The sequence below is a fragment of the Pseudomonas sp. LBUM1652 genome (assembly GCF_059716105.1).
In genome coordinates this window covers 3,171,452-3,185,285 of record NZ_CP166804.1, presented here as the reverse complement: position 1 = coordinate 3,185,285, position 13,834 = coordinate 3,171,452, and the positions used below count along the sequence as shown (strand labels likewise).

The following is a 13,834-nucleotide window of genomic DNA, read 5'->3' as shown; positions in this document are numbered from 1 at the left end:
AATAAGGACATTGACCTCTTCGTGGCCACCTATTCGCCCCTCATTCGCCGGTTGATGATCAGCTCGCTCACCGTCGTCATCAGCCGCGCCCTGATCAGCCCGTTATTGACCTTGTTCCTCAGCAACAAACTCGGCCTCAACCCGCAAGACGTCGGCCTGTTGTTGGGTATCGCAGTGTTCAGTGCCACGCTGCTGTCGCTGTACGGCGGCTACATCATCGATAAGCTGGACAAGCGCCAGTTGCTGATCCTGACCATGCTCTCGAGCGGCATCGGCCTGATCCTGCTGACCTTCGCGCAGAATCTGTATCTGGTCACGTTGGTGCTGATTATCAGCGAGACGGCGTCGGCGCTGTTCCTGATCTGCTCCAAGGCGATCCTCAGTGAAAACCTGCCGGTTGGCCAACGGGTCAAGGCGTTCTCCCTGAACTACACGCTGACCAACATCGGCTACGCCGTCGGCCCGATGATCGGCGTGGTAATTGCCGGTATCCAGCCGTCGGCGCCGTTTATCGTGGCGGGTGCGATTGCCATTGGCAGCATTTTTCTGTTGCTGGGTGCCGCCAGAGACGTCAGGCCGATAGCGCCGGTCGGTCAGCCGCAAAGCTTTCTGAAGACGCTGATCATCCTGAAAAACGACCGCACGATGATCCTGTTCACCCTCGGCTGTCTGCTCAGCACCTTGGTGCACGGGCGCTTTACCTTGTACCTGTCGCAATACCTGCTGGTGACCCACACCCAGCAACAGACCCTCGATACCATGGCCGTCCTGCTCGCTTGCAATGCAATCACGGTGATTTTGCTGCAATACCAGGTCGGCCGCCTGCTCAGCCGCGAGCACTTGCGTCACTGGATTGCCGGCGGCACTGCGTTGTTCATTGTCGGGCTGATCGGGTTCAGTCTGGCCGACAGCCTTATTGGCTGGTGCGTGGCAATGTTCATCTTCACTCTGGGCGAAATGATCATCTACCCAGCTGATTTCCTCTTCGTCGACACCCTCGCCCCGGAAGAACTGCGCGGCAGCTACTACGGTGCGCAGAATCTGGCGGCGCTTGGAGGTGCGGCGAGCCCGGTGATGTGCGGGTTCCTGCTGATGCACACACCGGCGCCGAGCATGTTCTACGCTCTGAGCGCCCTGGCCGCCGTGGGCGGTTACTTGTGTGTTGTCAGTGGTCGGCGCGTCGCTTCAATTCAGAAATAATGCACTAAAGCTGCATTAATATGAATTTGTCAGCATCGAGATAGATCGGCACACTGTGCGCGTTCCTCCCCCAATGTTGGAACACTTCGAGGGCTTTCCGGATTGTCGGACAGTCCTTTTTTTTGCCCCGAATTTGCTGCAAGGACCGATTCACATGCTCGCTCGCTGGTTGCCCGCCGCCATCAACACCCGCCCCACCGAATGGAGCCGCGCCGCTATCGGCATGGCGTTGGGCACGTTGTTCAGTGTGTGGCTGTGCGCTCAGGTATTTGGCCATGACGTCGCCTATCACCTGATCGGGCCTTTGGGCGCCTCGGCAGTGTTGCTGTTTGCCGTGTCATCCGGTGCCCTCGCCCAGCCGTGGTCGATTCTCGGTGGGTATTTGTGTGCCGGCGTCGTCGCGTTGCTGGTCGCCCATGTGCTAGGCCGAACTTTGGGCAGCGCCTGTCTGGCAGCGGGCATGGCGTTGATTCTGATGTGCTGGTTGCGCTGCCTGCACCCACCGGCTGGTGCTTTGGCACTCACTCTCGTGCTGGCCGATCCGGCGACCGTTGCCATGGACTGGACAGCGATGGGACCGGTGATGCTCGGCGCTGCGTGCATGCTGCTCAGTGCCTTGGCCTACAACAATCTGACGCGGATTCGTTATCCGAAACGTCCAGCAGAACCGGCACCCGCAGTGGCTCCGGTCGACAGCCAGGCGATCACTGCTGAAGACCTGAAACTCGCATTGGCCGACATGGGGGCCTTCATCGACATCATGCCTGAAGACCTCGAACAACTGATCCACGCCAGTGAACTGCACGCCAAGCGGCGTAGCATCGGAGAAGTCTTCTCCTGACACCACCCTCCCCCTGTATGAGCTGTCGAGTGAAACGAGGCTGCGATCTTTTGATCCTGATTTAGAAGATCAAAAGATCGCAGCCTGCTGCAGCTCCTACACTGTTGTGGCATTCCATGACTTAGGGCAAAAACGCAGACTGCCCCTGCACATATCCCCGTTGTACACGGCAAATTTGCACTGTTACGATCCGTTAACGCTCGCGCGCGAGTTTCTCGAATAAAGACAATAAAAGCAGGGAGTTAGTGATGACTGCTCAGGCTTCATCCCCGAGGACGTTGTCCATGGATGCCACGCAAAACGAAGTGCTGGCCGAGGTTCGCAACCACATTGGTCACCTGACCCTCAACCGCCCCGCCGGCCTCAACGCCATCACCCTCGACATGGTTCGATTGCTGCAAAAGCAACTCGACGCCTGGGCCACGGACGCTAATGTCCACGCAGTGGTGCTGCGCGGTGCCGGTGAAAAAGCCTTCTGCGCCGGCGGCGACATTCGTTCCCTGTACGACAGCTATAAAAGCGGCGACACGCTGCACGAAGAATTCTTCGTCGAGGAATACGCCCTCGACCTGACGATCCACCACTACCGCAAACCGGTGCTGGCACTGATGGATGGGTTCGTCCTCGGCGGCGGCATGGGCCTGGTGCAAGGCGCCGATCTGCGGGTGGTCACCGAGAAGAGCCGTCTGGCGATGCCGGAAGTGGCCATCGGTTATTTCCCGGACGTCGGCGGCAGCTACTTCCTGCCGCGCATCCCCGGTGAGCTGGGGATTTATCTAGGCGTCAGTGGTGTGCAGATTCGAGCGGCCGATGCGCTGTATTGCGGCCTCGCCGATTGGTACATCGACAGCAACAAACTCGTCACGCTCGATGAACAACTCGATGGCCTGGAATGGCACGACACGCCGCTCAAGGATTTACAGAGTCTGCTGGCCAAAAACGCTGTGCAAACCCTGCCCGGTGCGCCGCTCCAGGCCTTGCGCCCGGCCATCGACCACTTTTTCGCCCTGCCGGATGTGCCGAGCATGGTTGAACAATTGCGCGCGGTAACCGTCGCCGACAGCCATGAGTGGGCGACTACCACCGCTGATCTGCTGGAAACCCGCTCGCCGCTAGCCATGGCCATCACCCTGGAAATGCTCCGTCGTGGCCGGCATCTGAGCCTGGAGCATTGTTTCGCTCTGGAACTGCACCTGGATCGCCAGTGGTTCGCCCGTGGCGATCTGATCGAAGGTGTCCGCGCCCTGCTGATCGACAAAGACAAGTCACCACGCTGGAACCCGCCGACCCTCGCCGCACTGGACGCTGCGCATATCGCGAGTTTCTTCCACGGTTTTGATGAGAGCGGGAGCTGAGCCATGCACGATCTCGAACTGACTGAAGAGCAAGTAATGATCCGCGACATGGCCCGGGACTTTGCCCGTGGCGAAATCGCACCCCACGCGCAAGCCTGGGAAAAGGCTGGCTGGATAGATGACGCCCTCGTGGCGAAGATGGGCGAACTGGGGCTGCTGGGTATGGTCGTCCCCGAAGAATGGGGCGGCACCTATGTCGACTACGTGGCTTACGCACTGGCGGTAGAAGAGATTTCCGCCGGTGACGGCGCGACCGGCGCGTTCATGAGCATTCACAACTCGGTCGGTTGCGGCCCAGTGCTCAAATATGGCAGCGAAGCACAGAAACAAACCTGGCTGGCCGATCTGGCCAGCGGGCAAACCATCGGCTGCTTTTGCCTGACCGAACCGCAGGCCGGCTCCGAAGCGCACAATCTGCGCACCCGCGCTGAACTGCGCGACGGTCAGTGGGTAATCAACGGCGCCAAGCAATTTGTCAGCAACGGCAAACGGGCGAAACTGGCAATCGTGTTTGCCGTGACCGATCCGGATCTGGGCAAGAAAGGTATTTCCGCGTTCCTGGTGCCGACCGACACCCCAGGTTTCATCGTTGACCGCACCGAACACAAAATGGGCATCCGCGCCTCCGACACCTGCGCGGTGACGCTGAACAACTGCAGCATTCCCGAGGCCAACCTGCTCGGCGAACGTGGCAAAGGCCTGGCGATTGCCCTGTCCAACCTTGAGGGCGGACGCATCGGCATTGCCGCGCAAGCCTTGGGCATCGCCCGTGCTGCGTTTGAAGCGGCGCTGGCTTATTCGCGAGACCGGGTGCAGTTCGGCAAACCGATCAACGAGCACCAGAGCATCGCCAACCTGCTGGCCGACATGCACATGCAATTGAATGCGGCACGGCTGATGGTCCTGCACGCTGCGCGGCTGCGCACGGCGGGCAAACCGTGTCTGTCGGAGGCGTCACAGGCCAAGCTGTTTGCCTCGGAAATGGCCGAGAAGGTCTGTTCGTCAGCAATTCAGATTCATGGCGGGTATGGCTATCTGGAGGACTATCCGGTCGAAAAGTACTACCGCGATGCGCGGATTACCCAGATCTATGAAGGGTCGAGCGAGATTCAGCGGATGGTGATTGCTAGGGAGTTGAAGAACTACCAGCTCTAACCCTGAAGGAGCTGTCGAGTGGAACGAGGCTACGATCTTTTGATCTGGCCTCAAAAGCTTCGCGAGCAGGCTCGCTCCCACAGGAGATTTGCGTACAACGCAGAACCAATGTGGGAGCGAGCCTGCTCGCGAAGGCGTCAGCCGGGGCGACGCATCACTTACCGGTAAACTCCGGCGGCCGCTTGGCCACAAACGCCGCCATGCCTTCCTTCTGATCCTGCGTGGCAAACGCCGCATGGAACACCCGGCGCTCGAAGCGTACGCCTTCAGTCAGATTGACCTCAAACGCGCGGTTGACGCTCTCCTTGACCATCATTGCAATCGGCAGTGATTTACTGGCGATCACTGCGGCAACCTTGAGCGCTTCATCCAGCAATTCATCGCTCGGCACGATCCGAGCGACGATGCCACAGCGCTCGGCTTCCACCGCATCGATCAGGCGTCCGCTCAGGCACATTTCCATGGCCTTGGCCTTGCCCACAGCGCGAGTCAGGCGCTGGGTGCCGCCCATGCCCGGCAAGACGCCGAGATTGATCTCCGGCTGGCCGAACTTGGCGTTGTCGCCCGCCAGAATGAAGTCGCACATCAACGCCAGTTCACAGCCGCCACCGAGAGCGAAACCGTTGACTGCAGCGATGATCGGTTTGCGGCGATTGGCCACGCGATCGCTGTCGCTGAACAGGTCGTCCATGTAGATCTGCGGATACGTCAGCTCGGCCATTTCCTTGATGTCGGCACCGGCAGCGAAAGCCTTTTTTGAGCCGGTGATGACGATACAGCCGATGTTTGAATCCGCCTCCAGGCCATCGAGCGCGGTATTCACTTCGCGGACCAGTTGCGCGTTCAGGGCGTTCAGCGCCTGCGGGCGGTTCAGGGTGATCAGGCCAACGCGGCCATGGGTTTCCAGCAGAATCGTTTCGTAAGTCATGGGCAAGATTCCTTGTCAGAGATTGCGCGAAATAACCATGCGCTGGATGTCGCTGGTGCCTTCGTAGATCTGGCAGACACGCACGTCGCGGTAGATGCGCTCCAGCGGGAAATCGTTGAGGTAACCGTAACCGCCGAGGGTTTGCAACGCCATGGAGCAGACCTTTTCGGCCATCTCCGAGGCGAACAGCTTGGCCATCGAGGCTTCGACCAGCGCTGGCTGGCCGCTGTCACGCAGGGCGGCAGCGTAATGCACCATTTGCCGGGCGACGGCGATTTGCGTGGCCATGTCGGCGAGGCGGAAAGCGACAGCCTGGTGCTCGATGATCGGCTTGCCAAAGGTGTCGCGCTCGCGGGCGTAGTCACGGGCCGCTTCGAACGCGGCGCGGGCCATGCCCACCGATTGCGAAGCGATGCCGACGCGGCCGCCTTCAAGGTTGGCCAGGGCAATCTTGTAACCTTCGCCCTCCTCGCCCAATCGGTTGGCCACCGGCACTTTGACGTCTTCGAAGAGAATCTGGCAGGTGTCCGAAGCGTGCTGGCCGAGTTTGTCTTCGACGCGGGCAACTTTGTAGCCTGGTGAATCGGTCGGCACGATAAGCGCCGTGATCCCGCGTTTGCCAGCACTCGGGTCGGTCACGGCAAACACGATCACGATCCCGGCGTTTTGCCCGGAGGTGATGAACTGTTTGCAGCCATTGAGCACGTAGTGATCGCCTTCAAGGCGCGCGCGGGTTTTCAGGCTGCTGGCATCGGAACCAGCCTGAGGTTCGGTCAGGGCAAATGCACCGAGCATCGCGCCGCTGGCCAGCGGTTTGAGGAAACGTTCGCGCTGATCGTCGTTGCCGAACTTGAGGATCGGCACGCAACCCACCGAGTTGTGCACGCTCATGATCGTCGAGCAGGCGCCGTCACCGGCGGCGATTTCTTCCAGGGCCATGGCGTAGGCCAGGTAACCGGTGTCGCAACCGCCCCACTGCTCCGGCACGAGCATGCCGAAAAAACCCAGTCCGGCCATTTCGCCGATGGCTTCCTTGGGGAAACGGTGTTCGCGATCCCACTCGGCAGCGAACGGCTTGAGCCGTTCCTCGGCAAACTGCCGGGCCATGTCGCGGATCTGGTTTTGGTCTTCGTTGGGAATCATGGTGAATCCTTGATTGTTTCCCTATGTAGGAGCTGCCGCAGGCTGCGATCTTTTGACCTTGTTTTTAACAATCAACATCAAAAGATCGCAGCCTGCGGCAGCTCCTACAGGGGGATTGTGCGTGTCAGTAGAGGCATTCCACGGCCATGGCCGTCGCTTCGCCGCCGCCGATGCAGATGGCCGCCACGCCGCGCTTGAGGTTTTTCTGGCGCAATGCCGAGAGCAAGGTCACCAGAATCCGCGCACCCGAGGCACCGATCGGATGGCCCAGCGCACAAGCACCGCCGTGCACGTTGAGTTTCTCGTGGGGGATTTCCAGGTGTGTCATCGCCGCCATGCCGACCACGGCAAACGCTTCGTTGACCTCGAACAGGTCAACGTCGCCCAGCGACCAGCCGGTTTTCTTGATCAGTTTCTTGATCGCACCAATTGGCGCCACCGGGAACAGGCCCGGGGTATCGGCAAACGCGGCGTGGCCATGGATCACCGCCAGTGGTTTCAGACCGAGTTTTTGCGCCTGCGATTGACGCATCAGCACCAGCGCCGCCGCGCCGTCGGAGATCGAACTGGAGTTCGCCGCCGTCACTGTGCCGCCTTCGCGGAACGCCGGTTTCAACGAGGCGATCTTGTCCAGTTTGGCTTTCGGCGGTTGCTCATCGTGGCTGATCAGCACCTGTTCTTTGCCAACGGTCACGGTCAGCGGGACGATTTCGTCCTTGAAGCTACCGTCCTTGATCGCCTGTTGTGCGCGGGTGGTCGAGGCGATAGCAAAAGCGTCCTGCGCTTCGCGGCTGAAGTGATTGGTCTCGGCGCAATCCTCGGCGAAGGTGCCCATCAGGCGCCCCTTGTCGTAGGCGTCTTCGAGGCCGTCGAGGAACATTGAATCGAGCACGCGGCCGTGGCCCATGCGGTAACCGGCGCGGGCGCGATCCAGCAGATACGGCGAGTTGGACATGCTTTCCATGCCGCCTGCGATCACCACGTCGGCGCTGCCGGCGACCAGCATGTCGTGGGCCAGAATGGTGGTTTCCATGCCCGAGCCGCACATCTTGTTGACCGTGGTGCAGCGCGTCGATTTATCCAGCCCGGCACCCAGTGCCGCTTGCCGCGCAGGCGCCTGGCCGAGGCCCGCGGGCAGGACGCAACCGAACAGCACTTCGTCGACCGCATCGCTGGCAACACCGGCGCGTTCAACCGCCGCTTTGATGGCAGCAGCGCCAAGCTGCGGCGCGGTGAGGCTTTTCAGTTCGCCCTGGAAACCGCCCATCGGGGTGCGGACGGCGCTGACGATGACAATCGGATCGTTGGAAATAGTCATGACAAATCCTCCTTACTTGGCGGCCATGCGCAAGGCACCGTCGAGACGGATCACCTCGCCGTTGAGCATGCTGTTTTCGATGATATGCCGTACCAGCGCGGCGTACTCGGCAGGCTTGCCCAAACGTGGCGGAAACGGTACGCCAGCAGCCAGCGATTCGCGAACTTCCGGGGTCATGCCGGCCATCATCGGGGTTTCGAAAATGCCCGGGGCGATGGTCATCACGCGGATGCCGAAACGCGCCAGTTCGCGCGCAGCGGGCAGGGTCAGGCTGGCGATGGCGCCTTTGGAGGCGGCATAAGCAGCCTGGCCGATCTGACCGTCGAACGCCGCCACCGAGGCGGTGTTGATGATCACGCCGCGCTCGCCGTCGGCATTGGCTTCGCTTTCGGCAATCGCCGCAGCGGCCAGACGCAGCATGTTGAAGCTGCCGATCAGATTGACGTTGATCACCTGAGCAAAACTGGCCAGTGCGTGCGGGCCGTTCTTGCCGAGGATCTTCTCGCCACGGACGATGCCGGCGCAGTTGACCAGACCGTTGAGGCTGTCAAAGGCTTTGACGGTCGCCTGCACAGCGGCTTCGGCAGCGGCTTCATTGCTGATGTCGGCGACGACGCTGTGTACGCCCAGACGCTGAGCCTGCGCGGCAACCGCTTCGGCATTCATGTCCACCAGCATCACCTTGGCGCCGGCATTCACCAGCAATTCAGCGGTGGCCGCACCCAGGCCGGACGCGCCGCCGGTGACGATAAAAACCTTGTTCTCGATCTGCATGACTGTTTCCTTGGATTCAAGCTGAAACGTTTTTCGCTGCGGCCTCTTGAGCCTTGGCGATTTCCTGGTTGCGCAAGATAAAGCGCTGCAATTTGCCGCTCGGGGTCTTGGGCAATTCGCTGACAAATTCGATTTCACGCGGGTATGAATGCGCTGCCAGACGCTTGCGCACGTGCTGGCGCAGTTCTTCGGCGAGCGCAGGTTCCGCGCGGTATTGCGCGCTGAGCACGACAAAGGCTTTGACCAGTTCGGTGCGTTCCGGGTCCGGTTTGCCGACCACCGCCGCCTCGACCACGGCCGGGTGTTCAATCAGCGCGCTTTCGACGTCGAACGGGCCGACGCGGTAGCCGGAGGTGGTGATCACGTCGTCGCTGCGCCCGACGAAGCTGATGCTGCCATCCGGGTTCCATTCCACGGTGTCGCCGCTCAGGTAATAGTCGCCAACGAAGGCTTTGGTTGGTGCGCCTTCATAGCCACCGAACCAGCACATTGGCGATTTAGGCCGGTCGATGGCGAGAATGCCGGGCTGGCCGACGCCGAGTTCGTTGTATTGCTCGTCGAGCACCACGATGCGATGGCCCGGCGAAGCGAAACCGGCGGCGCCGACGTGAACCGGGTGCTCGATACCGTGGTGGTTACAGAGGACCATACCCAGTTCGGTCTGGCCGTAATGGTCGTGAATGACCACGTCGAGGTTGTCGGCAAACCAGCGGATCACTTCCGGATTCAACGGCTCGCCGGCGCTGCTGACGATGCGCAGCCTGCCCTTGATCGACTTGGCAAAGTCGTCACCGCCGGCAATCAGCAGGCGATACGCCGTGGGCGAACCGGTGAGGTTGGTGATGCCGTATTTGTTGATCACCCGGCAGGTGCTTTTGAGGGTGAACGGGCCATCGTAGAAGGTGATCGGGTGGCCCATTGACATCGGGCCCGTCACGCCGAAATAGATGCCGTAGGCCCAGCCTGGATCGGCGACGTTCCAGAACGCGTCTTCGGGGCGCAGATCAACGGCGTCGCGGGTATAGCTCTGGAACGCGACGATGGCTTTGAGCGGCACCGACAGCGCTTTCGACGGGCCGGTGGTGCCCGAGGTGAACATCAGCAGGAACGGGTCTTCGCCGGTCAACAATACCGGTTCGCAGACATTGGAATAATTGGCCAGTTCAGCCCAGAAACTGAAGTCGCCTCGGACGATGCCCTGGCCCTTGGCGCCGCCGACGGTGACCAGTGTCGGGCAATCGGCGACTTCAGCGAGTTTCGGACGGTTGACGGCGTCGGTCACCACCACTTTGGCGCCGGAGCTGTTCAGGCGATGTTCAAGGGCCTTGGGGCCGAATGCGGTGAACAGCGGCTGATAGACCGCGCCGATACGCCAGGTGGCGAACACGGTGATGAGCAATTCGATGTTGCGCGGCAGCAGGCCGGCGACCTTGTCACCCTTCTGCACGCCTTGGGCAAGGAGGAAATTGGCGAAACGCGCGGCTTTGTCCTGCAAGTCGCTGAAGGTGTACGTCGCACTGGCGCCGTCGCGACCCTCCCAGAACAGCGCGATGCGCCCCGGCAATGCATGGCGGTCGCAGCATTCGACGCAGGCGTTGAGCGCCTCAAGCGTACCGCTGAGCGCGGTATCAACGGTGTGCTGATAGTTGAACTGTTCGGTGGCAGACAAGTAGTCGCGCATTGCCAGAATCCCTCTGTGTTTTTTATTAGGTTGGGGAACCGTAAACAACAGAGGAATAGTCGCGCTGTGCGTGGCTTGGGGCAATGGTCAAAGCCATCAAAGTGGCTGACTGGTTTGGCCATGCCTTTAGGTGTGTGTTGCTTGCTCGCGAAGGCGTCGGGTCAGACAACCTCATTCAGGATCAGCGTGCGATAGTGCCCGGGATTGGACCCCGACCATTTGCGAAACGCCTTGTAGAACGAGCTCGCATCGGCAAACCCGAGCCGCGCCGCGATTTCAACAAAACTGATCGAAGGCTCCGCGAGCCAGACAATCGCCAACTCCTTGCGCACGCTGTCCTTGAGCCCCTGATACGTCTGCCCTTCCTCTGCCAAACGTCGGCGCAAAGTCGAAGCGGACATACACAACTGCTGCGCCAATGCTTCAGTTTCCGGCCACTGCTCAGCAGGGAGCTGGCGCAAATCCTGTTTGATCCGGCTGGCGAGGCTTTGCGGATCGCGGTACTTGACCAGGATGTTGGCCGGCGCATGGGCCAGGAAGCGTTTCAACTCTTCAACACTGCGCTTGATCGGCAGATCCAGGCAGTCCGCCGAGAAAATCATCCGCGTGCGCGGCCGGTCGAAACGCAGGTTCTCCGAGAACATCACCCGGTAGTCATCGGTGAAGTCCGGTTCCGGGCAACGCAGCTCAATGGCCAGAATCGGAATCCGCCGCCCGGCCAGCCAGCAGGCCACGCCGTGGACGATCATCCAGTAAGTGAAATAGGTGAAGGCACGGCGCGGTTCGGGATCGTCTTCGAGCAGAACGATTTCCGCCAGACTCTGCTGATGCACCAGTTGCGCGGGCAGACGTTCAAGCATCAGCGACAGAAATCCCAGGCCGCTGCTCAAACCGGCAGCGAGTGTCGGTTGCGCCATCGCACTGCGACAAAGGAACTCCAGACTGCCGGACTTGAGCTTGCGCGGGTCCATGCCAAAAAACTCGTCATCACCGCGCCGGGCCAACAAACGCCAGAGCCTGGCGTACTGCGAGGCCGGCACCCGGCCATCTTCGGATTGCAACAAGGCCGGAGCAATGCCGACCTTGTTCAGGACTTCTTCCGTGGCCACGCCGGGGACACAACTTTGCAGCAGCGCTTCACGCACCAGTTGAACGGCGATGGTGTCTTTTTCCGACATGGAGCGAGGCAGACCTTGTTGTTTTTGACTGGCGGGCATCTTACCGCACGACAGGAGTACACCACAGAACCCTGTGCAGGAGATCTGTGCAGGGCAAAAACCGGGTTGTTCAGCTGACGTTCAGGTTTATGTCAATGATTGTCATGTGAGAATGACTTTCATTATGTTACAACTTGTAACTCTTCGAATGACTATCTGGATGCCGAATGCTCGTTCCTTTCCTGATCATGCTGCGCGAAGGCATTGAAGCCGCGCTGATCGTTGGCATCATCGCCAGCTACCTGCAACAGACCGGCCGTGGCCAATGGATGCCCGCCGTGTGGATCGGCGTATTTCTCGCCGCCGCCCTCGCCCTGCTGGTCGGTGGAGGACTGGAACTGGTCAGCGCCGAATTCCCGCAAAAGCAGCAAGAACTGTTTGAAGGCATCGTCGGGCTGGTGGCCGTGGGGATTCTCAGCTCGATGGTGTTCTGGATGCGCAAGGTCGCACGGTCGATCAAACATTCGCTGCACGCCTCGCTGGATGAAGCCCTGACTTCTTCCAGGCATCAGGTCATCGCGTTGATCGCTATGGTGTTCTTTGCCGTGGCGCGTGAAGGCCTGGAAACGGTGTTTTTCCTGCTCGCCGTGTTCCAGCAAAGCGAAGGCCCGGGCGCGCCGATCGGTGCCCTGCTCGGCCTGCTTCTGGCGATTGTCGTCGGTTTCCTGATCTACACCGGCAGCATGCGTCTCAATCTCTCGATGTTTTTCAAATGGACCGGGTTGTTCATCCTGGTGGTGGCCGCGGGGATTCTCGCCAATTCGGTGCAAGCCCTGCATGAAGCCGGGGTGTGGAATCACCTGCAAACCGTGCTCTTCGACGTCAGCGCGACGCTGCCGATGGATGGCCCGCTGGGCTCGGTGCTGGCCGGCATGTTCGGTTACCAGGATGGGCCAACCGTCAGCACCCTCGGCGCTTATCTGATTTATCTGGTAGTGGCGCTGGTGATGTTTTTCCTCCCGGCGGCGCCCGCCAAAAACGCCGCGCAATCGAATTCCGTTTCCAGCCAATAAGGGCACCCATGTCAAAGCCTAATACCCCACAGGCCTCGCCTCCCCGCGCCTTGCGCTGGGCAGTGGCCGGTTCGGTGGTCGTGATGATCGCCGCCGGCGGCCTGTTCTACTATGCCTCGCAACTGGCGGCAGCCAAACGTCAACACAACCACGACGAAGTGGTCGTCAACATCCACCCGGGCAGTTGCGAGCCGAATGCGCTGACCGTACCGGCAGGCCGCGCCAGTTTCCGCATCGTCAACCGCTCCGAGCGGGCGGTGGAATGGGAAATCCTCGATGGCGTGCTGGTGGTCGAAGAACGCGAGAACATTGCGCCGGGCCTGAGCCAGGTGATCAACGCCAACCTGCAACCCGGCGACTACGCGATCACCTGCGGCCTGCTGAGCAATCCGCGCGGCACTTTGCATGTAACGCCAACCGCCGCTTCCGACGCCGCCGCCAAGGCCAAACCGTCGATGGTCGCCTTCATCGGGCCGTTGTCGGAGTTCCGTGTGTATCTGGCCAGTCAGGGCAGCGCTTTGATCAAAGCCGTGACCGCACTCGATCAGGCGATTGCGAGCGGCGACTTGAGCCAGGCTCAGGCGCTGTACCTGCCGGCGCGTACGGCCTATCAACATCTGGCCCCAGCGGCGCAACGCCTGGCGGAACTGGACAACAGCATCAATGCCCGCGCCGATTACTTCGAAAAACGCGAACAGGATTCAGCCTTTGTCGGCTTCCACCGGATCGAATACGCGCTGTTCCAGCAACGCAAACTCGATGACCTCGCGCCCGTATCTCAGCGCTTGCTGACCGATGTCACCACGCTCAAAGAGCAACTGCTTGCCCAGTCGCTGCCACCGGAGCAACTGGTCAACATCGTCGTTCGCAACCTCAACACCCTGGCCGACGTCCGCGCCGCCAGTGGTGAAGAAGAACGCTACAGCCACGGCGACCTCAACGGTTTCGCTGCCAATCTGCAAACCGCGCACAAAGTAGTCGACCTGCTGCGGCCGATGCTGAGCAAATCCGCCGCCGAGCTGTTGCCGAAAATCGATCAGGCGCTGGCGGACTTCGACACCCAACTGAACAGTTTCAAGGTCAAGGACGGCTTCGCCAGCTACGACAGCGTCAGCGGCGAACAACGCAAACAGATCGCCGAAAAGGCCCAGGCTCTGGCCGACGCACTTGATGGCATTGATCCCGCCCTCGGCCTCTCCGGCCTGTAAG

At 60.6% G+C, this 13,834-nt stretch carries 12 protein-coding genes; 6 read left to right on the top strand and 6 right to left on the bottom strand.

The annotated features are described in order from the left end of the window. The first annotated feature begins 21 nt into the window (after positions 1-21). The 4 genes from ACA069_RS14440 (at position 22) to ACA069_RS14425 (ending at position 4,551) form a co-directional block, all read left to right on the top strand. Positions 22-1,200: an MFS transporter gene (locus tag ACA069_RS14440; protein ID WP_497613908.1), complete on the top strand. Its 1,179-nt coding sequence runs from the start codon at positions 22-24 to the stop codon at positions 1,198-1,200. A 154-nt stretch (positions 1,201-1,354) separates the two neighbouring features. Further along, entirely contained in the window at positions 1,355-2,041 is a 687-nt protein-coding gene (locus ACA069_RS14435) for an HPP family protein (RefSeq protein ID WP_497613906.1), read from the top strand. A 248-nt stretch (positions 2,042-2,289) separates the two neighbouring features. After that, on the top strand, positions 2,290-3,396 hold the full coding sequence (locus ACA069_RS14430) for an enoyl-CoA hydratase/isomerase family protein (RefSeq protein ID WP_497613904.1): 1,107 nt from the start codon (positions 2,290-2,292) through the stop codon (positions 3,394-3,396). A gap of 3 nt (positions 3,397-3,399) precedes the next feature. Next, on the top strand, positions 3,400-4,551 hold the full coding sequence (locus ACA069_RS14425; protein WP_497613902.1) for an acyl-CoA dehydrogenase family protein: 1,152 nt from the start codon (positions 3,400-3,402) through the stop codon (positions 4,549-4,551). Between the two features lie 154 nt (positions 4,552-4,705). Here ACA069_RS14425 and ACA069_RS14420 read toward each other — a convergent pair whose 3' ends face one another. The 6 genes from ACA069_RS14420 to ACA069_RS14395 form a co-directional block, all read right to left on the bottom strand. Then, a complete protein-coding gene (locus tag ACA069_RS14420; RefSeq protein ID WP_497613900.1) occupies positions 4,706-5,479 on the bottom strand; it encodes an enoyl-CoA hydratase in 774 nt (257 codons plus the stop codon). A 15-nt stretch (positions 5,480-5,494) separates the two neighbouring features. Then, positions 5,495-6,622 (bottom strand): acyl-CoA dehydrogenase, encoded by a 1,128-nt coding sequence (locus ACA069_RS14415; RefSeq protein WP_497613898.1) that lies wholly within the window; start codon positions 6,620-6,622, stop codon positions 5,495-5,497. A gap of 124 nt (positions 6,623-6,746) precedes the next feature. Beyond that, the gene (locus ACA069_RS14410; protein WP_497618170.1) at positions 6,747-7,940 is read right to left on the bottom strand and encodes an acetyl-CoA C-acyltransferase; all 1,194 of its coding nucleotides are present in this window, start codon (positions 7,938-7,940) and stop codon (positions 6,747-6,749) included. Positions 7,941-7,952: 12 nt separating this feature from the next. Continuing rightward, positions 7,953-8,714: an SDR family NAD(P)-dependent oxidoreductase gene (locus ACA069_RS14405; RefSeq protein WP_489881386.1), complete on the bottom strand. Its 762-nt coding sequence runs from the start codon at positions 8,712-8,714 to the stop codon at positions 7,953-7,955. Positions 8,715-8,730: 16 nt separating this feature from the next. Then, complete coding sequence (locus ACA069_RS14400) at positions 8,731-10,395, bottom strand: AMP-binding protein (RefSeq protein WP_497618167.1); 1,665 nt, start codon at positions 10,393-10,395, stop codon at positions 8,731-8,733. A gap of 161 nt (positions 10,396-10,556) precedes the next feature. Then, on the bottom strand, positions 10,557-11,573 hold the full coding sequence (locus tag ACA069_RS14395) for an AraC family transcriptional regulator (protein WP_497618165.1): 1,017 nt from the start codon (positions 11,571-11,573) through the stop codon (positions 10,557-10,559). 206 nt (positions 11,574-11,779) lie between these two features. Here ACA069_RS14395 and efeU point away from each other — a divergent pair, with 206 nt between their 5' ends. Together efeU and efeO are read left to right on the top strand one after the other, a co-directional pair. Beyond that, complete coding sequence (efeU, locus tag ACA069_RS14390) at positions 11,780-12,625, top strand: iron uptake transporter permease EfeU (RefSeq protein WP_489881389.1); 846 nt, start codon at positions 11,780-11,782, stop codon at positions 12,623-12,625. 8 nt (positions 12,626-12,633) lie between these two features. Next, positions 12,634-13,833: an iron uptake system protein EfeO gene (efeO, locus tag ACA069_RS14385; protein WP_497618163.1), complete on the top strand. Its 1,200-nt coding sequence runs from the start codon at positions 12,634-12,636 to the stop codon at positions 13,831-13,833. Position 13,834 lies beyond the last annotated feature (1 nt).